General features: G+C 44.2%; 30 protein-coding genes. 4 read left to right on the forward strand and 26 right to left on the reverse strand.

What is annotated here, in order from left to right; genetic code table 11:
* Nucleotides 1–4: 4 nt before the first annotated feature.
* From BN1938_RS01025 to BN1938_RS01040, 4 genes are all read right to left on the reverse strand, one after another.
* Complete coding sequence (locus BN1938_RS01025; RefSeq protein WP_050638809.1) at nt 5–1,528, reverse strand: response regulator transcription factor; 1,524 nt, start codon at nt 1,526–1,528, stop codon at nt 5–7.
* Nucleotides 1,529–1,604: 76 nt separating this feature from the next.
* On the reverse strand, nt 1,605–2,420 hold the full coding sequence (locus BN1938_RS01030) for a carbohydrate ABC transporter permease (RefSeq protein WP_050638810.1): 816 nt from the start codon (nt 2,418–2,420) through the stop codon (nt 1,605–1,607).
* Nucleotides 2,421–3,329: a carbohydrate ABC transporter permease gene (locus BN1938_RS01035; protein ID WP_050638811.1), complete on the reverse strand. Its 909-nt coding sequence runs from the start codon at nt 3,327–3,329 to the stop codon at nt 2,421–2,423. It abuts the gene before it with no gap.
* A gap of 106 nt (nt 3,330–3,435) precedes the next feature.
* Nucleotides 3,436–4,779 carry an ABC transporter substrate-binding protein gene (locus tag BN1938_RS01040; RefSeq protein ID WP_050638812.1) on the reverse strand — a complete coding sequence of 448 codons (1,344 nt, stop codon included), beginning with the start codon at nt 4,777–4,779 and terminating at the stop codon, nt 3,436–3,438.
* Between the two features lie 266 nt (nt 4,780–5,045).
* Here BN1938_RS01040 and BN1938_RS01045 point away from each other — a divergent pair, with 266 nt between their 5' ends.
* On the forward strand, nt 5,046–5,339 hold the full coding sequence (locus BN1938_RS01045) for a gp53-like domain-containing protein (RefSeq protein ID WP_050638813.1): 294 nt from the start codon (nt 5,046–5,048) through the stop codon (nt 5,337–5,339).
* Here the strand turns inward: BN1938_RS01045 and BN1938_RS01050 are convergent, their stop codons facing one another.
* The gene (locus tag BN1938_RS01050) at nt 5,340–5,666 is read right to left on the reverse strand and encodes a hypothetical protein (RefSeq protein ID WP_050638814.1); all 327 of its coding nucleotides are present in this window, start codon (nt 5,664–5,666) and stop codon (nt 5,340–5,342) included.
* A gap of 131 nt (nt 5,667–5,797) precedes the next feature.
* Nucleotides 5,798–6,139 (reverse strand): hypothetical protein, encoded by a 342-nt coding sequence (locus BN1938_RS01055; protein ID WP_050638815.1) that lies wholly within the window; start codon nt 6,137–6,139, stop codon nt 5,798–5,800.
* Between the two features lie 183 nt (nt 6,140–6,322).
* On the opposite strand from BN1938_RS01055, the gene BN1938_RS01060 reads away from it, so the two are divergent.
* From BN1938_RS01060 to BN1938_RS01070, 3 genes are all read left to right on the forward strand, one after another.
* The gene (locus BN1938_RS01060) at nt 6,323–6,502 is read left to right on the forward strand and encodes an AbrB/MazE/SpoVT family DNA-binding domain-containing protein (RefSeq protein WP_050638816.1); all 180 of its coding nucleotides are present in this window, start codon (nt 6,323–6,325) and stop codon (nt 6,500–6,502) included.
* A gap of 80 nt (nt 6,503–6,582) precedes the next feature.
* Entirely contained in the window at nt 6,583–6,780 is a 198-nt protein-coding gene (locus BN1938_RS01065) for a hypothetical protein (protein ID WP_050638817.1), read from the forward strand.
* An 83-nt stretch (nt 6,781–6,863) separates the two neighbouring features.
* On the forward strand, nt 6,864–7,271 hold the full coding sequence (locus BN1938_RS01070) for a hypothetical protein (RefSeq protein WP_050638818.1): 408 nt from the start codon (nt 6,864–6,866) through the stop codon (nt 7,269–7,271).
* A gap of 222 nt (nt 7,272–7,493) precedes the next feature.
* Here BN1938_RS01070 and BN1938_RS01075 read toward each other — a convergent pair whose 3' ends face one another.
* From BN1938_RS01075 to BN1938_RS01175, 20 genes are all read right to left on the reverse strand, one after another.
* A complete protein-coding gene (locus BN1938_RS01075) occupies nt 7,494–8,453 on the reverse strand; it encodes a LysM peptidoglycan-binding domain-containing protein (RefSeq protein WP_050638819.1) in 960 nt (319 codons plus the stop codon).
* Nucleotides 8,454–8,489: 36 nt separating this feature from the next.
* On the reverse strand, nt 8,490–8,714 hold the full coding sequence (locus tag BN1938_RS01080; RefSeq protein ID WP_050638820.1) for a holin: 225 nt from the start codon (nt 8,712–8,714) through the stop codon (nt 8,490–8,492).
* Entirely contained in the window at nt 8,711–9,013 is a 303-nt protein-coding gene (locus BN1938_RS01085) for a hypothetical protein (RefSeq protein ID WP_050638821.1), read from the reverse strand. Before BN1938_RS01085 ends, BN1938_RS01080 begins: the two co-directional genes overlap by 4 nt.
* A 95-nt stretch (nt 9,014–9,108) precedes the next feature.
* On the reverse strand, nt 9,109–10,284 hold the full coding sequence (locus BN1938_RS01090) for a hypothetical protein (RefSeq protein ID WP_148487086.1): 1,176 nt from the start codon (nt 10,282–10,284) through the stop codon (nt 9,109–9,111).
* A 393-nt stretch (nt 10,285–10,677) separates the two neighbouring features.
* Nucleotides 10,678–11,292, reverse strand: a complete 615-nt coding sequence (locus tag BN1938_RS01100) for a hypothetical protein (protein ID WP_050638824.1) — start codon at nt 11,290–11,292, stop codon at nt 10,678–10,680.
* Between the two features lies 1 nt (nt 11,293).
* Nucleotides 11,294–11,470 (reverse strand): hypothetical protein, encoded by a 177-nt coding sequence (locus BN1938_RS23240; protein WP_156320689.1) that lies wholly within the window; start codon nt 11,468–11,470, stop codon nt 11,294–11,296.
* The gene (locus BN1938_RS01105; RefSeq protein ID WP_050638825.1) at nt 11,470–11,745 is read right to left on the reverse strand and encodes a hypothetical protein; all 276 of its coding nucleotides are present in this window, start codon (nt 11,743–11,745) and stop codon (nt 11,470–11,472) included. The genes BN1938_RS23240 and BN1938_RS01105 overlap by 1 nt, the downstream gene beginning before the upstream one ends.
* Nucleotides 11,697–12,065 (reverse strand): PF13754 domain-containing protein, encoded by a 369-nt coding sequence (locus BN1938_RS01110; RefSeq protein ID WP_050638826.1) that lies wholly within the window; start codon nt 12,063–12,065, stop codon nt 11,697–11,699. Before BN1938_RS01110 ends, BN1938_RS01105 begins: the two co-directional genes overlap by 49 nt.
* An 11-nt stretch (nt 12,066–12,076) precedes the next feature.
* Nucleotides 12,077–12,988 (reverse strand): Ig-like domain-containing protein, encoded by a 912-nt coding sequence (locus BN1938_RS01115; RefSeq protein WP_050638827.1) that lies wholly within the window; start codon nt 12,986–12,988, stop codon nt 12,077–12,079.
* 14 nt (nt 12,989–13,002) lie between these two features.
* On the reverse strand, nt 13,003–15,111 hold the full coding sequence (locus BN1938_RS01120) for a hypothetical protein (RefSeq protein ID WP_050638828.1): 2,109 nt from the start codon (nt 15,109–15,111) through the stop codon (nt 13,003–13,005).
* Between the two features lie 16 nt (nt 15,112–15,127).
* Nucleotides 15,128–15,517: a hypothetical protein gene (locus BN1938_RS01125; protein WP_050638829.1), complete on the reverse strand. Its 390-nt coding sequence runs from the start codon at nt 15,515–15,517 to the stop codon at nt 15,128–15,130.
* A complete protein-coding gene (locus BN1938_RS01130) occupies nt 15,517–15,753 on the reverse strand; it encodes a hypothetical protein (protein WP_050638830.1) in 237 nt (78 codons plus the stop codon). The genes BN1938_RS01125 and BN1938_RS01130 overlap by 1 nt, the downstream gene beginning before the upstream one ends.
* A 10-nt stretch (nt 15,754–15,763) precedes the next feature.
* The gene (locus tag BN1938_RS01135) at nt 15,764–16,123 is read right to left on the reverse strand and encodes a hypothetical protein (RefSeq protein ID WP_050638831.1); all 360 of its coding nucleotides are present in this window, start codon (nt 16,121–16,123) and stop codon (nt 15,764–15,766) included.
* 11 nt (nt 16,124–16,134) lie between these two features.
* The gene (locus tag BN1938_RS01140) at nt 16,135–19,635 is read right to left on the reverse strand and encodes a coiled-coil domain-containing protein (protein WP_050638832.1); all 3,501 of its coding nucleotides are present in this window, start codon (nt 19,633–19,635) and stop codon (nt 16,135–16,137) included.
* A gap of 375 nt (nt 19,636–20,010) precedes the next feature.
* Nucleotides 20,011–20,466, reverse strand: coding sequence for a DUF6096 family protein (locus tag BN1938_RS01150; protein ID WP_050638834.1), 456 nt, complete (start codon nt 20,464–20,466; stop codon nt 20,011–20,013).
* Nucleotides 20,467–20,501: 35 nt separating this feature from the next.
* Entirely contained in the window at nt 20,502–20,915 is a 414-nt protein-coding gene (locus tag BN1938_RS01155; protein ID WP_050638835.1) for a phage tail tube protein, read from the reverse strand.
* Between the two features lie 14 nt (nt 20,916–20,929).
* Nucleotides 20,930–21,286, reverse strand: coding sequence for a hypothetical protein (locus BN1938_RS01160; protein ID WP_050638836.1), 357 nt, complete (start codon nt 21,284–21,286; stop codon nt 20,930–20,932).
* The gene (locus BN1938_RS01165; RefSeq protein WP_050638837.1) at nt 21,283–21,792 is read right to left on the reverse strand and encodes an HK97-gp10 family putative phage morphogenesis protein; all 510 of its coding nucleotides are present in this window, start codon (nt 21,790–21,792) and stop codon (nt 21,283–21,285) included. The genes BN1938_RS01160 and BN1938_RS01165 overlap by 4 nt, the downstream gene beginning before the upstream one ends.
* Entirely contained in the window at nt 21,789–22,163 is a 375-nt protein-coding gene (locus tag BN1938_RS01170; RefSeq protein WP_050638838.1) for a hypothetical protein, read from the reverse strand. The genes BN1938_RS01165 and BN1938_RS01170 overlap by 4 nt, the downstream gene beginning before the upstream one ends.
* Nucleotides 22,138–22,458 carry a phage head-tail connector protein gene (locus BN1938_RS01175; protein ID WP_050638839.1) on the reverse strand — a complete coding sequence of 107 codons (321 nt, stop codon included), beginning with the start codon at nt 22,456–22,458 and terminating at the stop codon, nt 22,138–22,140. The genes BN1938_RS01170 and BN1938_RS01175 overlap by 26 nt, the downstream gene beginning before the upstream one ends.
* Nucleotides 22,459–22,462 lie beyond the last annotated feature (4 nt).

A 22,462-nucleotide genomic window follows, 5' to 3' on the forward strand; every position in this document is an offset into this window, starting at 1 on the left:
CTGATCATCGCAGCCGGCGCGCATATTCGCTGGGGCTGATGCCCTCATATTTCTTGAATACATAGCTGAAGTACTGGCTGGACGTGAATCCGGCCTTCTCATAAACACTGGTAATCCGCTCGCCGTTTTTAATCAGCTCTTTGGCACGATTGATACGGTATTCGGTCAGATAATCCACAACCGTTGTTCCGATCTCCTGCTTGAAACATTTTCTTGTATGCCCCTCTGAAAGCTGAACCGCCTCGGCAATATCCTGCAAGGAGATGTTTTCTGCATAATGCTGCTGTATGTATTCCAGAATTAACAATACGTTTCTGGAGTAGTGTTTCTCATCCTGCTCACGCAGGTGGTGAAATATTCCGGATACCATTTTCTGCATATACTCCCTGGCCTCACCGGCGGAGTAAAATTCATTTTGTACCGGAATGGCATTGATATCCACCTTTTTACGCATGGCATATCTCTTTATCACACCGTGCAGTTCCTGCAGCATTCTGGTAAATTCCTGTATGGTGTAGGCCGCAGCCTCCTCAAATAAGCGATCAATCAGGGCCTTTGCCTCAGTTTCCTTCTCCGCATCCAAAATACCAACGAGGTCTGACATATAAACTTCCGTCTGCCGGTCAGCACGAAGTACGTTTTCCACATCGTTCTGATGATAGATCCTGTCTCTACCCATACAGAGCATATGCTGGGAAAGCCTGGAAATACGCCTGTACGCCTGCGGAAGATCTGTAAAATTCCGAAAGACATCTGAAATAATGGCAGATACCGGGATGCCTGCCTTCTTATATAACTGCAGCATTTTCCCTGCTGACTGCTCCAACAGCACCGTACTGTCGGACACGACTTCATGAATAAAGAAAACCGCGGCCCACATTTCCTCCGACAGCCTGACCGCCCCCCGGCAGGTGATGCCCTCATGGTATTCCAGTTCTTCCAGCTGCATGCTTTCAAAGTTTACATGCTCCTCATACACAGCCTGCATACAGACAGGATGGATCCGCTTTACCGCTGTCAGGGCAAATCTGTTCAGCGTGCTGCCCTTATAAATATTTTCCATGCCTTCAGTCCGGCTGCTTTCGCTTTCCAGGAACTGCTTCAGATTATATTCCTGATAGGTATGGAGCCGTTTTCTTTCCAGTCTGACTTGTTCCATAATACTGCGGATCTCTTTGCCTAAACTTTCGGGAGTCAGTTCATTTTTCAACAGATAATTGCTCACCCCAAGCTCCATTCCTCTCTTCACATAATCAAATTCCCGGTAGGAAGTGAGCAGCACGATGATCTGATTTTTATTCTGCTGCAGAATCCGCTCTGCCAGAACCAGCCCATTCATAACCGGCATGCTGATATCTACAAATACAATATCCGGCTGTACCTTCGGGATTTCCTCCAGTGCAGTCGGACCATGGAGAGCCTCTCCCACCACTTTGCAGGCAGGAGAAAGCCCCTCTATCAATCTCTTAAAATACTCTATCGCCATCTTTTCGTCATCGACGATATAAAGCTTTACATAATTATCCATAAGAATTACCTCATTCCCTGTAATTCCTCTATTGTACCTTATTTTACAGCCTGCTGCAAACCCGGGAAATACTCCCTTAGCCTTTAACGGCGCCCGCGGTGAGGCCTTTGATAAAGCTCTTGGAACCGCAGATGAACATGATAAGCAGCGGAATTGTTGCAAGGAGCAGGCCGGAAAGCTGCGCGCCGTAATCCGTACGGTAGGCATTGGCCAGGCTCTTGATAAAGATCGGTATCGTGTTAAGGCTTTCGTTGTTAACAAATACAAGCGGTACCAGGTAGCTGTTCCAGGACCAGAGGAAAATTAAAAGGCACAGTGTAAGTACACCCGGTCTGATACAGGGGAACACCATTCCAAAGAAGATCTTCAGTTCTCCCGCTCCGTCAATTCTGGCGCTTTCAACGATCTCCATCGGCATGGAACCATTGATAAACTGTATCATCCAGAACGCACCAAATCCATTGGCAAACCACAAAAGGATCATGGGCCATAATGTCCCGGTCAGGTGCAGTGTCCGCATCTCAATCATATATCCGATGATACCGATCTGTGTCGGCACCATCATGGTCAGCATAATAAAATTCATCAAAGCTTTTTTAAACTTAAAATCATAGACAAGCATGGCATACCCAACCATAGCACTTACCAGCACACAGACTGCCATGGAGACTACGGAGATAAAAAGGCTGTTTCCATAGGACTGCAGGAAGTTGGACTGAAACACGGTCGCAATATTCTTCCCAAAATAATCAGATGGCAGAAACGGCATGCTTTGGAATATCTGTTCCGTTTTGTACGTTGACATTGTGATCATCATATAAAAAGGAAACAGTGAAATAAATGATATAACGGCTAAAATAACATAAGATAATGAACTTGATAACTTTTTCATTTATTTCGCCTCCTTTTTATTCATCAGCTTCATGCCAACCAGTGATGTGATTACGATAATAATAAAGAGTGTTGTCGCAACAGCAGAACCGTATCCCAGTCTTGCAGTGGATCCAAATGCCACGTCATAAAAGTTCCACACCATCGTCAGGCAGGATCTGTCCGGTCCACCGATGACACTCGTTGTAGAGACGTTGAACATCAGGTTTGGCTCGTCAAACAGCTGAAGTGCATAAATCAGGCTGGTGATCACAATGAATATTGTGATTGGTTTTAAAAGCGGCAGCGTAATCTTAAAAAATGTTTTTACCGGACCTGCGCCGTCTACCTTTGCCGCCTCGTATATATCCTCTGAGATAGAAGTAATTCCCGCCAGATAGAGTGCCATATAATATCCGGTCGTTTTCCAGATAATCATAAATCCGATAACCAGCGGGGCGAATTTGGCATTGCCGAGCCAGTTGATCCCCTCCCCTCCGAAAAATGAGAGAATCTTGTTTATAATTCCTGTATTCCAGTCAAAAAGAAACGTGAAGATCAGGCCGATTGCAACCGGTGTGGTGATGTAAGGCAGAAAATTAATTGTCTGAAATACATTACGGAATTTTTTCAGGTTACTCAAGAATGCTGCCAGCACCAGGCCCAGGAAGATGGACAGCGGGAATCCCAGCACCATGATATACAGCGTATTCCCCAGTGATTTCCAGACCGTCTTGTCCTGGGTAAAGATGCGCACATAATTGTCCAGTCCGATAAACACTTTGTCGCCAATTCCGCTCCAGTCATGGAAACTTAAAAATACAGAGTACAGAATAGGGAACAAGTTAAATGCCAGAAAGAAGATGATGAATGGCGCCACAAAAAATAACGGCCATAAGATTGTATATTTTTTATTGCCTTTACTGTTCATAGATATTTCTCCTTACATTTTGCCGACATGTCTCCTGCCGGCGGGCTTAAAAAACGGAAGGGTGTCCGTTTCGGGAAAGCACTCTTCCGTTTCACTTCCATTTTGCTTATTTTACCTTAACGTCACTGTCCGTAATACGGTTTGCACATTCCTCAAGGCCCTTATCAATCAGTGCCTTGGTATCCAGACTTGAATCCGACATCACCGCGTTTGCCAGCAGGTCACGGATATCGATGACTGTCTGGTCGTAGATTGAAGGAGTCGGGATGACGATGCTCTGTGCGATTTCTCCATATAAGAAACCACCTACATCCTGTCCTGCAAAGAACGGATCTGCTCCTGACGCATAGGAAGCGTCTTCATAGAATTCTTTTGTTGGTACATAGTAGTCTGTTGCTTCTTTTGCAGTGTCAACACCGCCCTGCTCCAGGAATGCCCATTTTAAGAATCTCCATGCAGCATCTTTCTGTGCATCTGTGCTTGTGTTTGTAATACCTACGGAACATCCGCCGCAGCTATAACCGCCTGTAGCAGGCATCATCAGGCCCCAGTTGCCTTCGCCGTCAGGGTCATTGGCCTTGATGTAGTAAGAGATAGCCCAGTTCGGACAAGGATAGAACAGGTGCTTGTCATCTGCATATGTAGCGTTTGCCTGTGGAGTACCATTTTCAAATGTATCCACAACCTTGTTGTCTCTCATCTTAACAAGCGTGTCCATAACCGGAGTCATCTTTTCTGTAAAGTTTACGGTATCCCCTGTCTGAAGCTCTGTGCTGTCTGCAAAGTACAGCCACTCAGCAACAGCGCCGCTGGAATGGAACAGGTAAGCATCTCCGCCTGATTTTTCATTAACTTCTTTGCCTTTTGTAATGTAGTCGTCTGTTGACTGGAACAGTGCTGCCAGCTCTTCCGGATCATCTGTTCCAAAATATTCTTTCGCAAGATCTCTCTTGTATGCAATTGCTGACGGAGATACTGACTGCTCAATACCGATCAGCTGTCCGTCGTCTGTCATTGCTCTGTCTTTGATAAAGTCAAAGAAGATATTCGGATCCACATTGTATGGGTCTGAGGTCAGATCCTCGAACACACCCAGTTCTTTGTAGTTTGCAATCAATGTACAGCTCTGCTGAACCATGGTCGGAAGCTCTGATCCTGAAGCAATTGCCTGCTGGATCTTTGTAAAATAATCGCTGTATGCAACATTGGTAGCCTCAATCTTAATATCCGGGTTCTCTTCCATGAACTTTTCGAACATCGGCTCATACCAGTTCGTGTCCCATCCCCAATATGTAATCGTAGTTACATCACCGTCTGCTTCCTGCTTCGTGTCTTTGCTGCCGGAGTCACTCTTTGCAGTATCTTCGGAATCACTCTTTCCGCACCCTGCCAGTATTCCAAGTGCCAGAACAGCTGTCATAGCCATCGCAGTTACTCTTTTCAGTTTCATAAATTTTCCTCCTTGCCCTCATTTAATATGGGATTTCTTTTGTTAATATAATTTTAATATTGAAAAATCCCTTTCCCCGTAAATTCAGCGTTCTTGGGATTTTATTGTTACTAACGTGTTACTAACCGGATAAGTTTTATAAGTACTCATTGATATTTATTATATAGTAAGTATCAAATAATTACCATTGCAAATGAGGTTCTGGATAGCCGGACAGTTTAGATTCACTAAATAGCAATTTATCTCAAGGTGGAGTTGATAACGATGTGGGTTACAGCAAATTTCCAGACGGCACTTATATTCAGTGGGGCTTTTTTGGCGGTACTGCAATGACAAACAGCAATAAAAATGCAACTCGACAAGTTACGTTTCGTGAGAATTTTGCTGGCACAGCTCCGGTATCTGTACTGATCACTCCGGCGAATGCTAACTATTTAAATGGTTACTGCGTAGATAATATTGCGGCAACAGGCTGTCGTGTTATCCTCATGGGCGCTCTTGCCGCAAATACGACTTACGACAGCGGGTTTCGATGGCTTGCAATTGGTAGATGGAAATAATTATTTTGCTCTTGCGACAAAGGTCTCATTGATATTGACCCCTACGCCTGTCGCCGCATCCGCCGTGAGTGCGTAGGTTACCTTACCGTCTACATCAATTGATAATCTTAGTAATCTGCCTGTTGTTCCAGTAGCAAGTACATATTTAATGATTTTATATGGCGGCCGGTATGCTTCTGGCAGGGTGCCTACCGCCAATTCGGCGTTTGCTGGAACATCCTTCGACAGCAGGCCAGCGCAATGTAGTTGTACATCGCGCCCGCTTACAATGACATTTGTTACTGGATAATAGGTGGATACGATCAGATTAAAATTTGTCGCATTCAAATTGCTATTTAGTGAATGGGTTCCAGCCCTGTTATGATTCATTCTGGAAAAAGTATTTTGAAGTGATGCAGGAATACACATTGATTCAAAAAATATTAAATAATTAGCCCGGTATTGATCCGGGCCTTTTTCTATCTTATTTTTCTAACAACTTCAGCGCCATTCATGATTATCTCGTTTTCATCTTCTCCCCATTCCCATCCCCATTCGCTTTCTATCGCTACGAGATAGATATATGGATAAGGATAATTAGCGTTAAGTGCCTTGTTGTAATTTTCGAGTTCGCCGCTTTCAGCTTCCAAAATTCCATCTAAATAATCGATAAAATCATTCTCGCTAGATACGAACAGTGCGCATGTACCTGAAAGTTCTTCACCTCTTTGACCTTGGTTGTCATAAGAATGACTATTGCTAATCTCTTCACCAATTTCAAATTTTCTATTGTCAAATCTTATTCCATAAATCTTCCCCATCTTATTTTCCTCCTTTGCTTTCCTTACCTTGTAACTATATTATATATCATTCGTACGAATTAATCAATTGGCATAATACACAAATCATGCGAAAAATTTTTGTGTAATTCGTACGAATAATATAATACTATTGTTTTATTCGTTCGAATATCGTATATTAATATATAATAAGGAGGATTATTCATGGAAAGTATAAAGAGAAAAGTATTGTTTAACAAACCTGGTGGTACAGCCAGCAAGAATGCGGTCATGGCAAGGATAACGCTCCCCCCTGAATTTGTAAAGACTCTTGGCATTACGCAAGAAGAAAAAGACGTTATAATTTCTTTGGAAAATGATGCAATAGTTATCAGAAAGGCTTGACATATTCGTACGAATAGTATATAATAAAGATAGTTAAGGAAGGCAAGTTCCTTACAGAACAAATTATTGGAGGTAATCATATGACAGACAGTGAAAAATTAGATTTGTTACTCGAAAAAGTTGGAGATCTTGAAAAAGGAATGAAAGATCTGAGACGCCAGCAGATGAAAGATACTGCAGAACTAAAAGCAATGGACGAAATAATTTTTGATGAGGTTGAACGCGTACATGAAATACTAATTCGTAGAACAAACGAACTGGAAAAAAGAATCGGATAAGTGACAGGGATGGCGGGCTTGCCACCGCTCCCCATCAAATGAATTATAACAAGCGTTGCTTCCAAAAGCAAGGGAGGAATTTTATGAATACAAACATAATGAATCAAAAAGGGTATTACGTAAACGTTAAGTCTTCTGAAACAGATGGTATTTACTGGGGATTTAGTGCAAGGGAAGAACACGGTAATGTTTTTACAATAGAGCTGGCAAAAGAATTGTTGGCACTTGCAAACGCAGAATACAAAAAAGGCTGCCCGGCCGGATATGATAAATCGGCTTATAATCCCGACAAGGCTTTTACCCATATCAGATACGATATGTCGAACTATAAAGATGCAGGTGACGGACACATGGTTTTGGTGGGAGACGAAAAAGTAGGGACTTACAATTCTGAGAATAACCTGCTTCGGATCTTTAAAAACGGGGATCCGGTTTATGAAAACAATAACGGCGCCATATGCCGTGATACTGTAGCCATGTTGGATGATTGAGGGAGCATTCCTCAAAAAATAACCTAAAAAAAAGAACTGTCATAATGACGGTTCTTTTTTTTAGGTTATTTACTCCTACTTATGTTTCAATCCAACACAGGCAAGATTGGGTGCCTGTGACACACGATAGCCCCTTCCGCTACCGTGTTAACAATTTTATTATAAAAAACTATTCGTTAAATGTCAAGCCCGGATTCTATAAGGACCCGGGCTATTATTATGCTATCCTAATTTGATCATCTGCCCCGGATGGATCAGGTCAGGGTTGCTGATCCCGTTGATCTGGGCCAACTTCTGATATGTGGTGCCATATCTTGCCGCGATTCCAGAGAGCGTGTCCCCACCCTTAACCGTATATGTCTTGGATGGCGCCGCCGCCCCGTCGATCTTGAGTACCTGGCCCGCGTAGATCAGGTCAGGATTGTTAATCCCGTTAATGGCAGCTAAATGCTGGTAGGTTGTGCCATACTTGGCCGCGATCCCGGACAGCGTCTCACCACTTTTGACGGTATGTGTTTCGGCTGTGGGAGCTGGCGCTGGAGTCGGCTTTTGAGTGCTGGGTTTAGTGGATACGCCCTTAATTTCTTTCGGAAAATCTCTGTAGCATTCGTTCATATCGACATTCCCCGCAATACCAGCTACGCGCCCCACGCTTGTATATTGCCAGATATCTTCTCCCAAATTAGGCTTACCTCCTGATGGGTGCCCTGTATTATCCCCATATGCCGCGACCCATTTCGTGAACCGATCTAAAGAACTACCGATTGTAGTCCTGAACCAGTCCGCATTCGCATATACTCCAAACCAGTTTCCAGTTGACTCTATTGTTTCTCCCATCTCAATGAACCATTGCGGGTTGAATGAGCTCTTCGGGAGCCCATCAGACTCAATGTCTATGTATGCAGGATAAGACAGTTTTCTGCCGGATATAAGTCTTTTCAAGTGTGCTGCCTCGCTTAACGCATGTTCTCTTGTGGTTGCGTAACTGAACAGATACGCACCGTACGGGATGCCTAATCGCTCGCATTCATCTGCATTGCGTTTCCATTGCTTATCATCCTGAGAAGCAATATCGTCCCCATACCCACACTGAATAATCACGCCGTCAACCCCCGTTGTCTTAACCTGATCCCAGTTGATCTGGCCCTGTGCATAACTTACGTCAATAATTAATCTATTCATATTCGATCTCCTTATCATAGTTTAAAAAGAGGACGATTACTCGCCCTCCGTAGTCTCTGTGTTCCCGATTTCTGGCAGACCGGCCACGCTGGTCAATAACGATAGCACGCCGGCCAGCAATGATGCAGATATCACATACTTAATATCAACCTGACTCATAACTGCCGCCGTTCCGATCCCGGCAATTGCCGCCTGGGCTATGGTCTTAACCGCCCTGATCTCGGCCCTTTTGGCCCATTCAATCCAATCTCTGTTTTTCATAATTTTTCCTCTCTTTCTTTCGCTATCCCATCTATACGATGGTGCGCAGATTTCGTCGATTGCTCAACGATAATCATACGTTCTGTGAGTCCCTGTACGTCCTTTTTAACTGCTGTCATATCATATTTGATATCCCGAACATCGCCCGCTATGGTATCCAGCTTGACATTGATTGTGGCGCTCTCTACAGCTTTCTTTTCTGCGTCTGATGTGTCCGCCCTTTTAGTGTTTTTAATCCCAAAAAACACTGCAAACGATGTAGACACAATGCTAATTATTAGTGCCAATTCTATTGTCACATCTGCGGCTCCTTTCCCCGGCTTTCTGCCGGCATGATTAACCCCATAAAAATAAGACCTTCTGGTCTTGCCCTAATCTCCATAATTTTACTCCTTTACAAATCGACAGATCTTAGTCGATCAAGCTCATACCCTTTTTGGTGTGCCTTTATCTCCCAGTCAAATTCTAATCCCGGCGTACCGGAGACTGTAAATGTGGAAAGCTCTTTCTTGCTGATCCATGCATCCCCGTCCCCATATTTTGTGATAAAGACATAATATCCGTATTCGATGCTGACAGTTTCTCCATATTTCGGATCTATAAAAATGATACATTCTCCAAGATCATTTATGATTCCGTGCCCCATATCTCCAAACATGGGCTCTGTTGTCTCGTAGGAGGATTGCGTAATAATACCGTATTGCTTAGTTTGTACAATTCTATTTTTTGTGCCAGCAACCATCAGGCTCCCTGCCACATGTATGTTATTAAATCGAGATGTACCATTTGCTTCTAATGTGACTGCGGTACCTTCTCCCGTTGTCAAAAAGAACGTACTCCCTGTACTGGATAAATTTACAGAGCACAATTTGGATCCATTTTTCCAGTATGACGCCACCCCGCTTTTTACAGAATGCGTAATAGAGATATCCGAGCTTTTTTTAGCACTTATTACGTCTGGATGCACTTGCAGAATTGATCCTCCTGAAATAATTTTTAAACATGCAAAATCATACACTTCATTCGAAATCTCAAGTATTCCGGAATCAATTGTTAATTTGCCATTTTTAAGGTTGATCGAATCAGTAGTTATTTTTCCATCAAATACACCATTTTTAGCTACCATGCTGCCATCTGTAAGAATCTTGAAATTTTGGTTTGCGGTCACAATGCCATTTAGATTAATTTTATTTGCATTAATAGTAATCGCCTCTGCAGACTGATTTATCGTGGATATTAAGCTGTCTTTGCTGACCTTCAGTTTTATCTCCTGGGTATTAAGTTCTATGGCTGCCCCCGCCTGCGACACGGCGCTCAAAACACCATTGATGTCCTTATACTCCGAAGATGATACTGTCATGGTGATAGAATTTAGATCCATTTCAACTGTCGACAGCTTACTATACATTGTCTTATCGCCGTTCTTAAGTTCTTCTATTTCTGAGGCGGATACAAGCAGAGCAATATTTCCCTGGACCATATTAATAGCGGTCTCCTGGGCCGTGAACTTTCGGGATATAGCGTATCTGTCATAGACTGTTGCGCGGGATGCCAAAATTAAGGACATCATATCACCTTCTTTCTTTTTTTATTTGGAGCCTTATTTGCGTTTACATATAAATCAACTAAATAGCAATTTGACTGTAAAAACTCGGACGATTGAGGGAGCGTACTTAAACATGCAGGTTACATCGTATGGGGAGATTGCATGGGTAAGAATATCCGGTTACCCTAAAGTCGCTATGAAGCAAGGTCAGGAATATAAGCTCTTTCAGCCATCTTCTGAAACGCCCCGATACGGTCTTTATCGAAGGGTCAACATATCTTCGACAGCGGGTTTTGTCTTCCAGATGTCAGCGGAAAATGCAGAGATAACTATTACACCATTTGGGGCAGACCTATCTACTACGACCGGAGTCAACGTCTCCGAATGCTACATTATGAAATGATTATAATCCGATATCTAATACAGCTTAAAGAGGCTGGTATGTATGCCGGCAGTTGCAGCCGTACTCCAGACAGCATATACTCTGTTGCTGGATGTCTTTGCGAGTTTAGGGTATAACGCTTCTGATCCGCCGTCTATCTTAATAAGTACCGGTGCGGCATCGGCGGCGCCCATTATTATCAGGTATACACTCTGCTTCCCGGTGGAAGCTGTGGAATTAAGCACAGCCAAGAATGCACAGTTGGTAAAATTCCCTGGATACAACTGGGATCCGGCAAACGACAGTACATTATCAGCAGAGTATTCTGCTGTAACTGAAGCGATGAATTGATGGTCAAATCTTAAGCCACCTAATTTTTCCCAATTGCTATTTAGTGAATCAATAGAAGTACCGTACCCGTTCCATTTTGTCCGTTCAGCGTCCGTAATTGTACGGTTATTTGCGTCTTTAACAGTGTCTGCTAATTTGCCACTTGTGGCAACAGTGGCCAGGCTTAATTTCGTTTTGATCCGATTGAATAGATTTAGAAATGTTATTTTCTTCGTTGCAGCCGTATCCTCAATTAAAAGTATATCTGCATCGCCTGGGCTTGTTGATGCAGTTAAATCCTGCAGTTTTTTTGTTGCCATATTATTCCTCCTTGCATATCAATTCATTTCCGGATTTGTCCAGAAGATTTTCTCCCGCCTTTGTGGCTATCCTAAACTGTTCCGGTACTATGGTTACGCTGATTACGATTTTCTCCCCTACGGTAACAGTCTGCGGGGTAATCTTAACCGCGCTTATTACAATATTTGGTACCGCCATCAGGAAACCACCACCCTTAATTTATCAACCCATATTTCGTCTGCCACCTCATAGATATATCTGAGAGTGTAGGATTCACTCTTTAAAGGATTAATGTACGCATCAAGCTCATGATCCTCAATCATGCAATCTCCGGAATCCTCGATAACGCCCGACTTATCGATCAGTTCCCACTTTGCGGTGCGGATCAAAAATGGAAGTTCTTCACCGGATGTAATTTTCACTGTCATTCGTATGTGTCTTTTTTCTCCAAAATCAAAGCTGATCTTTTCCATTGATCTACACCTCCTCCTAAAATTTTCAACTCTGCCAACGCTGTTTCCAATCCATACCGATCAAGCAAGGCAATCAGCTCCTGGCTGTCTAATATCCCGGCATACTCAATTGGTATCAGATAGGCCTGCAGAGTATGATCACTCACGATATACAGCATGGTGGCCATATATGAGACATTGCCGGCCGTATCGTATGCCCACAGCTCTACCGGATACTCTCCATAAATGTTTGGAGGGGTAACCGCCTCCCAGCAGTCCCCCTCCTTAAGTTCAAATATCAGTTCGAAATCATTGGCTTTCCCTATAACTTTTTTGACCATGGCACACCGCCTTAGTCAGTTACAGTTACAGTAATCACAAATGTCTTTCCAGCATCCACTGGATTCGGGACCATTGTCACAGCACTAATCACAGGAGCTGCCGTATCCAGAATCACTGTCCTTGTAACAGTAGTGCTCTTTCCGGCCCCGTCCGTGGCTACGATTGTAATGGTATTGGTTCCAGCCGTAAGAGTCAGTTCCTTGCTGAATTTACCATCAGATGCAACTGTAACAGCTTCTGCGGTTCCGGAATTAAGTTTGATAGTAAGGGTAACTGGGCTACTCGTTACATCATTGGTTGTTCCTTCCACAGTTACCTTTGCCTGATTCGTTTCCAGACCATTAGCCGGAGATGTGACAGATAATACCGGTGGTACCGTATCAATCTTAAATGTGCTGCTCTTTTGAGTCGCTGCATTTCCGTCATAATCGGTAGCATCCACTTTGACGGTGTGCGAACCGTCAGAAAGTGCGGTTGTAGGCGTATATGTACATCTGTAACCATTGGTAATGGCCTCTTTGGTGATGCTGCTTCCGGTGATTGCAGTCCCAGAATCTATTGTGAGTTTTATTGTGTCTGGATTGACTCCTGAATCATTGTCGGTTACAGTCCAGCTAATTGCCGGCTTATTATTTATAATCAATGCATTTGCAGAAGGTGCTGTGATCGTGATCACCGGCGCAACTTTCTCTTTGACCACAAGCCTTAAACTGCTACCCAGCGTAGCGTCTGAGGCATCCTTGGTCACTGCATTGCCAGCATTATCAGTTGCCCTTAAGGATACGCCATAGTAATGCCCCGACTGTTTGTACGATGATGTCGAAGGGGCTGTAACAGTGGCCTCCCATTTACCAGTGCTGCTGTTTAATGTTAGATTGTAACTTTGGCCATTTATTGTGGCCTGTACTGCTTTTACACTCATATTTCATTCTCCTTTTAAATACATTTTGCGATTAATTGCTCTCCGGCCTTCGTCTGCAGGCTGGCCCCGTCCTTGGTAATGATTTCAAACTCATCCCAGATTAAAAACTTGCACTCAAAACTTGCCAGCATAGTCACGTCCGCACCTGAAAGCTGTATGGAATACCCAGTAATTCTTTGCCCATTCCAGGCATCGTCCCCAGAGTCATCCTCTGATAACCTGCTCCAGACAAAGTGTTCCGGGCCGAAAGTCTCTGTTACCTCTTTATTGCTCGCATATAGCCTGGCGTGGATCGTTGCTGTCTCCCCGTCTCCGGTATGCCCGCCCTCTACATAAGTCTGCAGCGTATATCCCCCGGAAGAGGATGCCACGCCATCGATCTCCTCTTGCATAACATCAAACTTTGCGGACACAGTCTGGCCCGTCCCATCGACAATGACTTTGCTGCCCTGTATCTGCACATTGCTGCCATTGATATTTTGTACCAACGTCTGGACATTGACTTTATACCCGCTTATGCTGGCATCATCTGCCACCATCGAGTCTTTAATGATGGGGGCCTTAATGCCTGCAGCAGACACCCCGTTAAGGGCATCAAACATCGTATTCCCTGCGGCATCCATGATATAGTAATTAAATGCACCGTTGGAATCAAGACCGGCCTGCATCCTTATCCTTCCATCTTTATCCATCCACTGCTGAGTGGCCCCGAATATCTTCATCCCACCTGCAGTGTCAGACCATATTTGGAATTTGTTTGTGTAGATCGTACCCGCCAGAAGGTCATTCACGGTCACCGACTGCATCACCGCGCTTTTTATCAGCGCACTTTCGATCACCGCATTCTGGGAAGTCAAGTGTATATTGGTCAGGTCACCAACCCCCGCGTTGCCAGACAGCAGATTTTCGATATTTCCAAGATTGATATTGGCAGTATTTATTTTTGCGTTTATTGCGGTCAGGTCTTCTGTTTCAATCCTTGTAATAATCGCATTGGTAGCTTCCAAGTCCGTTATCTTTGCATAGGTTATGTTGGCCGTATTGACGTCCAACTTATTAACGATTGCATGATCTACCAGGGCAAGCTGCACGGCATAACGCTCTATTGCCTGCGTTACCGGCCCCTGAAATCCCTGTTGCTCTTCTGTTTCGGATTCCCCGGGGGCATCCGCACTGGTGGTCAGCCCGCCATCAAAATCTTGCGTCATGCTCATGACTGGAACAGAATAGACATGGCCATCCCGATCTGACACCTTGATGATGTCCCACGGATCTACCCGAGGATCCCCCAGAAACCGAAGGCTACCAGGCATGTAGCTGAACCCTTTTAGGGTCGCCGCCACATTGTTTAAGATGCTCTGGGTCATTAACGGGTTGGATATTGTAAGTTCTCGGTTTCCACTGCCAGCGGTTATAGAGATGCTTTCTCCGTTTTCATCCTTGCCTGTATAGCAAACGATCCGCTGAAACGTATATGGAAAATCGTTATGTTTAAAAGTGTCCCAGTATCTTGTGGGAGCGATACTTATGTTGGATACTGCATATTTCTTTATTTCAATTTGTCCTTGGCGGTTACATATAGCAAACCCTGCATACATCTGCGATATGTAAGATAGGACTTCTCTGCAGGTGTAACCATCGGGCCTCTTAATCGTTATTGCTGACAGTCCTGTAGTTACTATAGGAGTGCTAAGAAACGTAGACATTTCTTTTAGTACGGCTACAGTTGTTGTAGATACAGGCAGGGAAGAAAAATACGCCCTTTCTGTTCTTATCATGCGGTCAAACGCCGTGAACTTTACCATATCCTCATCGGCTTCTGGTTTATTTGCCGTAAAAAAACCCATTGGAATGTATTCTTCTACCGTATCTGAGATATTTGCTCCTATACGCCATTCAAGTTCTTCATTTTCAATGAGGATCGTCTGTTTCGCCATTTCCACTTCGATATACTGGCTGATACAACTTCCAATAATAAAAGAGGATCCACTATTGGATCCTCCTCTTAGAACAATACTTTTAATGTCTGTCTCGATTTCATTCTGGCCAATAATTAGTTTTGCCTTAAACGTCCGGGAATCTTTCTGTATCAATTCCGCAAACGCCGCAGATGGTTGATACATTCTCCCACCTCCTGGCCTAATCTACTGTCATGAAATCCAGCAGTTTAAGGTCTTTTACTGTAAGTGCATCGAACTGTTCTAAGTCGCACTTCTCCAGTTCCGATAGCGAAACGGTGTGAATTGCAACCTCGTTTTCAATTCCCAGCAGCTCATCCATATCAGCCCCAAAACCTGCCATATCCTGGATATCATAAGTATTTCCCACGACGATATATCTTCCATTCTCGCCTTTTTTAGCATACTTATCAATAATTTTTGTGCGCTCCTCTTCGTACGCTTTTGCAACGGATTCTAACAGTGCTATATTCCTTGCAATTGCATATCCGACTTTAGTAGGCAGCATTTTTGATTGGATATCTGCAACCCCGTTCAAAAAAGCCACTACCTGGCTGTTTTTGATTTTCATTACTGCGATACCTCCGTCTGCATTGTATCCTCGATCTCATATACCATAGCGTCAAATGCAGCCATATCCTGCCGGCACTCAGTTTTGTTTGACTCATATAATGCCTTGTCCTGGATGCTGCTTGAATGGCTGGTTGTCCCTCCGCCGGTAGAGATACTTGCCTGCATATAGACCACTGGCTTGTCGTTAATCATGCTGTTTCCCGTCAGGGAAATGCTTTTTGTTGTTTTTAACATCTTACTCCTCCTATTTTTCTATCAGGTCGACTGTGACCCCATGATATGTTTTTACGCCGGAAAAGTAACTGTATACCGGGTATACAGGTGATCCAGCGTAGAACACTTTCGTTACTCGCGCCCCTCCAATATCAGTAAAGGTCACATTAAAGAAAGAAGGAGACACAGCCACGTCTATTTTGGCTGCATCTCCTTTATTTAATGGGGGCCATTCGCAATGTAGGGTGTATTTTATCTTGACGATGTCGCCTATCATGTCACCCGAAGACGACCTCCCCGTGTTCTTCGACCATATCTTCTCTTTTTTGATTTCAAGACCGTCTTTTTTTAGGATTGGCATTGTAACACCGCCAATAACCAAGTTGTCCACACTGTCACCCCCTATAACCTAATCGGGCATACGCCTGTAGATATTGTCCTATTGTTAATATCTTCGATGAATACATCTGTTACTTGTTTAGTTCCGAGGTACACATTTATATTTACCTCCTGCCCATCCCCTGCTTTAAACTGCGAAAAGGCAGATACAACGGCGTCATATACACCCTTTTTAATACCCTCAACGATCTGTCCGTTATTTGCTACAGCATTCCTGTTTCCCATTCGCCCGACCATTTCAGGGCCATTTTCGCGCGCAACAAACATTTCTCCCGCATCCGGGAATCCTCCGGCTGCATACCAGCTTAACCGGAAATTAGGGATGCTAAAACTTGTCTTTCCCAGGGTAATCTTACTCCAATCCATACCTATATGCGGCATTGGAATGTGAACAGACGAAAAACCATTTGCGAATGATTGAATTGCATTCCGCCCTATGGTCCCTAAATCCCCCAGGCCGCTCTTGATCAGATCAGGAATATTGGATATTGTTGATAGCAGGGTCTTTTTATTGTCATTGAACCCGCCTGTAAGGCCAGATGCAATATCCCCGCCTTTCGGCCTTACTTTTCCCAGTAAGTCGCCTATAGCAGAGAATGTTTCATCCTTAAGACGCTGCACCTTTGAGAAAAATGTACCGATTTTAGATTCATAACCGCTTTTCAAGCCGTCAATGGCTGACCGGCCCTTTTCCAAGAGCCAGGATCCTGCGTTTCCGGCTTTTGCTTTAATGTCACCGGGCAATTGTTTAAAAAATGCCTGTACATCAGGATACTTATTTTCAATTCCGTTTATAAGCCCCTCAATGGTACCTACCCCTTTATCAATTAACCATTCCTTACAGTCCGCAAATTTCTCACGTATCGGATCATAAAATCCGACTGCATCCAATGCTTTTTTAATGCCCGCATTCATGGAATTTGGTATATCGGGTAATGAAAAGAAGCCCTTAATGGAATCCACAATCCCGAATATGTCCTTATTCTTTATGGATTCCCGCATGTCCTTAAATACATCAAATATATTAAACCCGATGAATCCAATGCCTGCTGCTCCGGCAAGGGCCATTGGTACAGCCTTCAGAGCGGTTGCTATGCTCCCGCCAAATGCTTCTGCAAGCCCCGAGGATAACGCCGGGCTCTTGAACACGAGGCCCAGGGCTCCAAACAGTGCCTTGCCTATAACAAGGGCCGTTACTCCAAGTTTCACTTTCCAGTCCAGCTTATTCCAGATCTCAACTATTTTCCCAAATAATTCGCCCCAGTCAACCTCTTTTAAAAATGTCCCCAGCATTTCGCATAGACCGTTAACGACATTGTTAATTCCTTCTGCAATCTCGTCCGGATCCAGCTCCTTAAACATGTTATTGAGTCCTGTCGCTATTTCCTTGCCTACTTCGTCCCATTCTATTGTTCCAGCCAATTTCCGGAATAAAGAGAATATGCCGGTTATCAGCTTGCCGATTGTGGTACCAAGCATGGGCAGGTCGATTTTCTCGATAGCGCCGTTAATGCATTCACCGAGTGTTTTCCCCAGTTTTGCCCATGGGAATGTGGTTACAGCAGTGTATCCGATCAGGATGAAGGAATGTATATAATTTCCCAGTGTATTACCGACCAGTTTAGGATCCGCTGTGTCCAGGATATTCCGAATTGATGTGGTTATGCCCTCGACAATCCCTTTCAATGTCCCGTGTATCAGATCCCAGTTAAGCCCATTGCACGCCCCATTTATCAGCTTCCCAATAGCTTTCCCCAGGGAATCCCAATGGAAATTTTTCACGAAGGTGTTCACAAATTCAAAAGCAGTATTAATCCCCTGCGCAATTGTATCCCCGACAAGATTCCAATTCATTCTTTCGAGAAATCCGTTCAGAAAAGTCGCGATACTCTTTGCGATCCTGTTCAGCGTGGCACGAATCTTTCCCCATGGGATGTTCTCCAGGGCATGGTTTAGTTTGTCGGCTACTATTTGGCCGATTTCCGTAAAATCTGCATTCCGCCAGGCATCCTTCAGTTTATCGGCAAATTCCTTGATCTTATTGCCAATAGGCACTTCCTCAAACATATCGGAAGGATCAAGTACATCCGGGGTTCCCCCGCTTGGTGCACTGTATGTATCATCGTCTAATTTGTTTATCTGGTCAAAACCAAGCAATGTCCTCTGCAGTTCTTTATTGGCTTCATTGGCTTCATTCGCGCTGTTTGCGTTTTGGTTTAGGCTTGCTGCATAATCTTGGTTTACCTTTTTCGCAGAGGTAAAATAAGATTTTCCAGTCAACGAGGAGAACAACATGCCTATCGCAGATACCGCCTGTGTAACCTTCTGGATCAGCGTATTAAGCAGCGGCGCCACCACCTCAAGAATAGGTGCAAAAGCTGTGGCAAGGCTGTTTTTAAGCTGTGTCAGGCTTGACATTAACATAGACAGGCTCGCATTTACCCGGTCGCTGTATTGTGCCAGGTTCTGCATGCCTTCTTTTATTCCGTTTACTGTCCCCATGATTAAAAAGCTGGCAAACATGAACCTTGCAGTCATTCCGATCGTTCTGAGCATTCCTCCCAGGCCCTTCATTTGTTCGCCAAGTCCCCCGGCCGCTTTCCGGGTTCTATGCAGCACGGGAATACCGTTTCGGAAACGGTTAATGAGAGCTCCAAATGCTCCCGAAGCCTTTTTTATTCCGGTTGTGATCGAAGAGAAGACGTTTTTTAAGCCAGAGAAAACTTTCTTAAACTTACCGCCCACCCCAGAAGCATTGCGCGTTCCTGGTGTAGCAACGCTCCTTGCCGTATATGCAGTTCCGTCCGTTTCCATTCTCGCTTTTTCGGCATTATACTCCTTTAATTTTCTTTTCGCATTAGAAATCTCTGTCTCAAGTGATCGGAGTCTCTTTGCATCCTTTTCAAATCCATTTTCGCCAAGCCCATCACGTTCTGATTTATATATCCGAATACGTTCTGTCAGAGATTTTATATCTTTTTCAAGATCAGCATAATACCTACTTCCAGTTTCCCCGCCTGCCTGCAGAAACAACTCCTGGAGCCGGGACAAGTCGCGTAGATCGGATTCGGCTTTTTTGATTTCTTTAGAATACCATTCAAAATTTTCAGAGTGTTTGAATGTTGATAGACTTGCTTTTAAGGCTTCTGTTTCCCGCTGTAACCTCTCCACATCCGCCGCTGCGTTTGCCGCATCCTCCTCGATATTTTGATAGGCATCCGTTTTAACAACATTAGGATTTGACATCGCCATTTTTTCCCGCAGTGCTTGTATTGCCCGCAGAGGGGCCGAAAAAGCATCCCTCATTTTTTGCATTGTTGATTGGATCTCGACTTGAGACTTATTAAGCCCATACCCCATCTTGCCTGTAGATTGCTTTACTTTTTCTATTTCGGCTTCAATCTGGTCGGTGGCCTGTTTGGTTTCCTTTCGCGCTTTTTCAAGTTCCTTGGAATAATTTTTCTTTTCCATTTCGAGAATAACTCGAAGTTTTTCTATATCCATTCCGTCACCTCCTCCTACGATTGAATTCTGCGGCATAGGCTCTTCTTGATTCGCCCATACTGAGGGCTTTTTCTGCCCGCTCCTGCTGTTCGTATAAAAGCCTTTCTTCTTCAAATAATTCTGGGTAACGATCCCATGGTTTCGTAAACTGTATTTTCTGTTCACAGAATCTTGCGATAAGTCTCTCATCGAGTAGATCAACTACAGCATGCTGCCACAGCACACTCTCTCTTACCCGCCTTTTCGTTTTCCTGTTATAGCTCTCAATATAATCCTCAATTTCCTGAACTGACAGATCCCAAAACTCATCGATTTTGATACCACAGTCTAAAGCATTCGGGTAAAGCTCATATATGTATTTCGACAGAGCTGACCTTACAGCAGAGATTCTTCCTGCAGTTTCTCCTCCATCGACTCCGCCTGATCCGGCGTAAAAAAACCAGAGACTGCCAACGTCGGCATTAATACATTAGACACCAGATCTGTCTGGCTGCCGCCCTCCTCTACGTATCTTTCGTAGATATTCTGTACTGCCTTATATTTAATGCCATGGTGCCAGGGCAGCATCGCCGCCTGGATGATCGTCAGCATAATGTTCAGTGGAGGGATACTCCCCATGGACACGAGGTCGAGTAAGTTCCTTTTGTACTTCTCTTCCAGCATACAGATATTGCTTGTTGACAACTTCAATTTGTATTCGTTGTCTCCGACAGTCCAAATGTGAAAAGCCTTTCTTCTTTTCTTTTCCTCTCCAAAATCAACAACCTTTTCCTCGTTGTCAACAGCATCTGTTATCAGTTCCTGCTTTAATTCTTCATCTATTCCCTGCATTACCTATTCCTCCTTAAAATAAATTGACCCAGCTATTATGCCGGGTCTGTTACTACAAGGTCACTCTGTATCATCATTGTAGCGTCGCAGTCAATTACACCATTTACACCGCCGCCTGTCCTTTTTACAGATACCTGGGCGTCAAACGTAGTGATCGTACCATCAGGCAGTGTTTCCTGGAAACTATACGTTTCCCCGCTGTCCTGCAGTCCCCGCAGAATACGGTATGTAGAATTTGCGCTTTTATTGTCAAATCGGAATTTGTATATCATGTCTCCCAAATCTCCGATTCCGTTTTCATATATCTTATTTTTGTCAGTTAGACACGTATCGTCTACCTTCTCAGGATCCACACCCATATCCGGGATTTCTTTAAGTCCTGGCAGATCCGTATACGTGCTTGCTTCTTTTGTTGCTTTGTATCCTAATTTTGCACCATTTGCTAACATTCTTTTTCTCCTTCCTAATTCGGCCAGTATACAAGGTCCGTATACATGTCAATAATTCCTTCATATCTCATTACCTTATGCTTCAGTCCTGACGGGTCCGGCGCGTCCTGGCACAGCGTCCTTACCAGCCCCAGTGCTGACAGTGCCCTGTCAACTTCCAGCGCCGCATCCGATGTAGATCGATTATGCCAGATATCAACCCGATACCGTACATAAGACTTATCCTCTTTCTCTGTATGTTCGTGTACCCGGTTATCCTCCTCGGTATATTGCAACGTCGGAAAGTTCGCCCATTCTTTGGGATACTGATCCGACACATACTCAAATACATTCCGTAACGCCTCGTACACCTGGTCTTTTACGTTTTTCATAATTGTTTCTTTACCTCCTTGGCAATAATCCGAACAATTTCATCTTCATTATCCTTGAGAGCGGGATAAAGATACGGCTGTGCTGCTTGGCCAGAACATTGATAAAATCGCCCCTGCGGAGTGTCGATGTGAAAGAAATGATAATGTTCAGCCGTTGCCCGGTCTATTTCGTTTTCTCCGAGGCCTTCATGAATCCACCATGGGGACTGAGTATAGGCCACTGTAACCTCTGGCGATATCCCCGCATGTTTTGCTTGGCCTTTTGGCCCGGTTCCTAATTCGACATACACCCCATGCTTCGCTGCAGGCCCGCATATCCCCCTTATAACATTTTCATCTTCTTCTATATGGCTGTATATGCTTTGGCGTAGTTCGCCATCATGAGAAGGGCAATTGCTTTTTGCGGCTTCCTGAACCAACGATATGCCTTTGCCTACCCCTTTTCGCATACTGACATCTGACAGATCTTTAAATTTATTTTCTAATCCCATTTTGCCTAGAATCATAATCGCTCTGCCTCCAGCCTTAATGGTTGATACGGTTTAATAGAGATAATCTTATAATCAGGATCATTGTTTTCGGCAACATACAGGCATAACCCATCTGATTCGGTTATGTCCAGGCCGCCTGGGTACACATAATGTACTTTGCCATTGCTATCGGTAACCATTTCATATTTTCCTGCAATTTTTATATTGCGGATATATGACAGTTTGTCGCCATACATCGCCGCCTGAACCTTTCCGGAAGCAGGCCACACCTCTCCTTGAAAAGACGTGGCATTGCCGTACTCCTCATACGTGCTTCCTTCATTGTCCTTTTTTACAGTCCTGGTTTTGTGGAAATACGTCCTAACTCTGCTGCGTTTTAGCCTCATGTGTCTTCCCCCCTATCCGTACAAGCCGGTATCTATTTAGGATGTCATAGATATGTTTCGGGGCATTGTCAAAACTATATGTTTCGCCGGCCTCGCTGCGTCCAGACTCACCCTCGGTGCCGATCCTGTTCAGCGCGATCACCGCCAGATCCCTGGCTGTCTTTTTCAGCGCAGGGATCATAGTGGTGCGGTTGGTATACGCCAGCACATACTCGGTAGCTTCATCAAGCAGTACTGAGAGCAGCTCGTAATTAGTCTCACCTGTCATTAACTCCAGAATTTCGATATCCCTCAATCAG

It is taken from the genome of Eubacterium sp. SB2 (assembly GCF_001244405.1).
Taxonomy (GTDB): domain Bacteria; phylum Bacillota; class Clostridia; order Lachnospirales; family Lachnospiraceae; genus Faecalicatena; species Faecalicatena contortus_B.

What these genes read in the sequence shown, in the direction of transcription:
- BN1938_RS01040 (WP_050638812.1), bottom strand. Translation starts at nt 4,779, where the DNA reads ATGAAACTGAAAAGAGTAACTGCGATGGCTATGACAGCTGTTCTGGCA.
- BN1938_RS01115 (WP_050638827.1), bottom strand. Translation starts at nt 12,988, where the DNA reads ATGAGTGTAAAAGCAGTACAGGCCACAATAAATGGCCAAAGTTACAAT.
- BN1938_RS01100 (WP_050638824.1), bottom strand. Translation starts at nt 11,292, where the DNA reads ATGGCAACAAAAAAACTGCAGGATTTAACTGCATCAACAAGCCCAGGC.
- BN1938_RS01150 (WP_050638834.1), bottom strand. Translation starts at nt 20,466, where the DNA reads ATGCAGGGAATAGATGAAGAATTAAAGCAGGAACTGATAACAGATGCT.
- BN1938_RS01060 (WP_050638816.1), top strand. Translation starts at nt 6,323, where the DNA reads ATGGAAAGTATAAAGAGAAAAGTATTGTTTAACAAACCTGGTGGTACA.
- BN1938_RS01165 (WP_050638837.1), bottom strand. Translation starts at nt 21,792, where the DNA reads ATGATTCTAGGCAAAATGGGATTAGAAAATAAATTTAAAGATCTGTCA.
- BN1938_RS01120 (WP_050638828.1), bottom strand. Translation starts at nt 15,111, where the DNA reads ATGTATCAACCATCTGCGGCGTTTGCGGAATTGATACAGAAAGATTCC.
- BN1938_RS01110 (WP_050638826.1), bottom strand. Translation starts at nt 12,065, where the DNA reads ATGGTCAAAAAAGTTATAGGGAAAGCCAATGATTTCGAACTGATATTT.
- BN1938_RS23240 (WP_156320689.1), bottom strand. Translation starts at nt 11,470, where the DNA reads ATGGCGGTACCAAATATTGTAATAAGCGCGGTTAAGATTACCCCGCAG.
- BN1938_RS01025 (WP_050638809.1), bottom strand. Translation starts at nt 1,528, where the DNA reads ATGGATAATTATGTAAAGCTTTATATCGTCGATGACGAAAAGATGGCG.
- BN1938_RS01125 (WP_050638829.1), bottom strand. Translation starts at nt 15,517, where the DNA reads ATGAAAATCAAAAACAGCCAGGTAGTGGCTTTTTTGAACGGGGTTGCA.
- BN1938_RS01030 (WP_050638810.1), bottom strand. Translation starts at nt 2,420, where the DNA reads ATGAAAAAGTTATCAAGTTCATTATCTTATGTTATTTTAGCCGTTATA.
- BN1938_RS01140 (WP_050638832.1), bottom strand. Translation starts at nt 19,635, where the DNA reads ATGGATATAGAAAAACTTCGAGTTATTCTCGAAATGGAAAAGAAAAAT.
- BN1938_RS01170 (WP_050638838.1), bottom strand. Translation starts at nt 22,163, where the DNA reads ATGAGGCTAAAACGCAGCAGAGTTAGGACGTATTTCCACAAAACCAGG.
- BN1938_RS01130 (WP_050638830.1), bottom strand. Translation starts at nt 15,753, where the DNA reads ATGTTAAAAACAACAAAAAGCATTTCCCTGACGGGAAACAGCATGATT.
- BN1938_RS01070 (WP_050638818.1), top strand. Translation starts at nt 6,864, where the DNA reads ATGAATACAAACATAATGAATCAAAAAGGGTATTACGTAAACGTTAAG.
- BN1938_RS01090 (WP_148487086.1), bottom strand. Translation starts at nt 10,284, where the DNA reads ATGATGTCCTTAATTTTGGCATCCCGCGCAACAGTCTATGACAGATAC.
- BN1938_RS01080 (WP_050638820.1), bottom strand. Translation starts at nt 8,714, where the DNA reads ATGAAAAACAGAGATTGGATTGAATGGGCCAAAAGGGCCGAGATCAGG.
- BN1938_RS01035 (WP_050638811.1), bottom strand. Translation starts at nt 3,329, where the DNA reads ATGAACAGTAAAGGCAATAAAAAATATACAATCTTATGGCCGTTATTT.
- BN1938_RS01055 (WP_050638815.1), bottom strand. Translation starts at nt 6,139, where the DNA reads ATGGGGAAGATTTATGGAATAAGATTTGACAATAGAAAATTTGAAATT.
- BN1938_RS01105 (WP_050638825.1), bottom strand. Translation starts at nt 11,745, where the DNA reads ATGGAAAAGATCAGCTTTGATTTTGGAGAAAAAAGACACATACGAATG.
- BN1938_RS01065 (WP_050638817.1), top strand. Translation starts at nt 6,583, where the DNA reads ATGACAGACAGTGAAAAATTAGATTTGTTACTCGAAAAAGTTGGAGAT.
- BN1938_RS01075 (WP_050638819.1), bottom strand. Translation starts at nt 8,453, where the DNA reads ATGAATAGATTAATTATTGACGTAAGTTATGCACAGGGCCAGATCAAC.
- BN1938_RS01155 (WP_050638835.1), bottom strand. Translation starts at nt 20,915, where the DNA reads ATGTTAGCAAATGGTGCAAAATTAGGATACAAAGCAACAAAAGAAGCA.
- BN1938_RS01160 (WP_050638836.1), bottom strand. Translation starts at nt 21,286, where the DNA reads ATGAAAAACGTAAAAGACCAGGTGTACGAGGCGTTACGGAATGTATTT.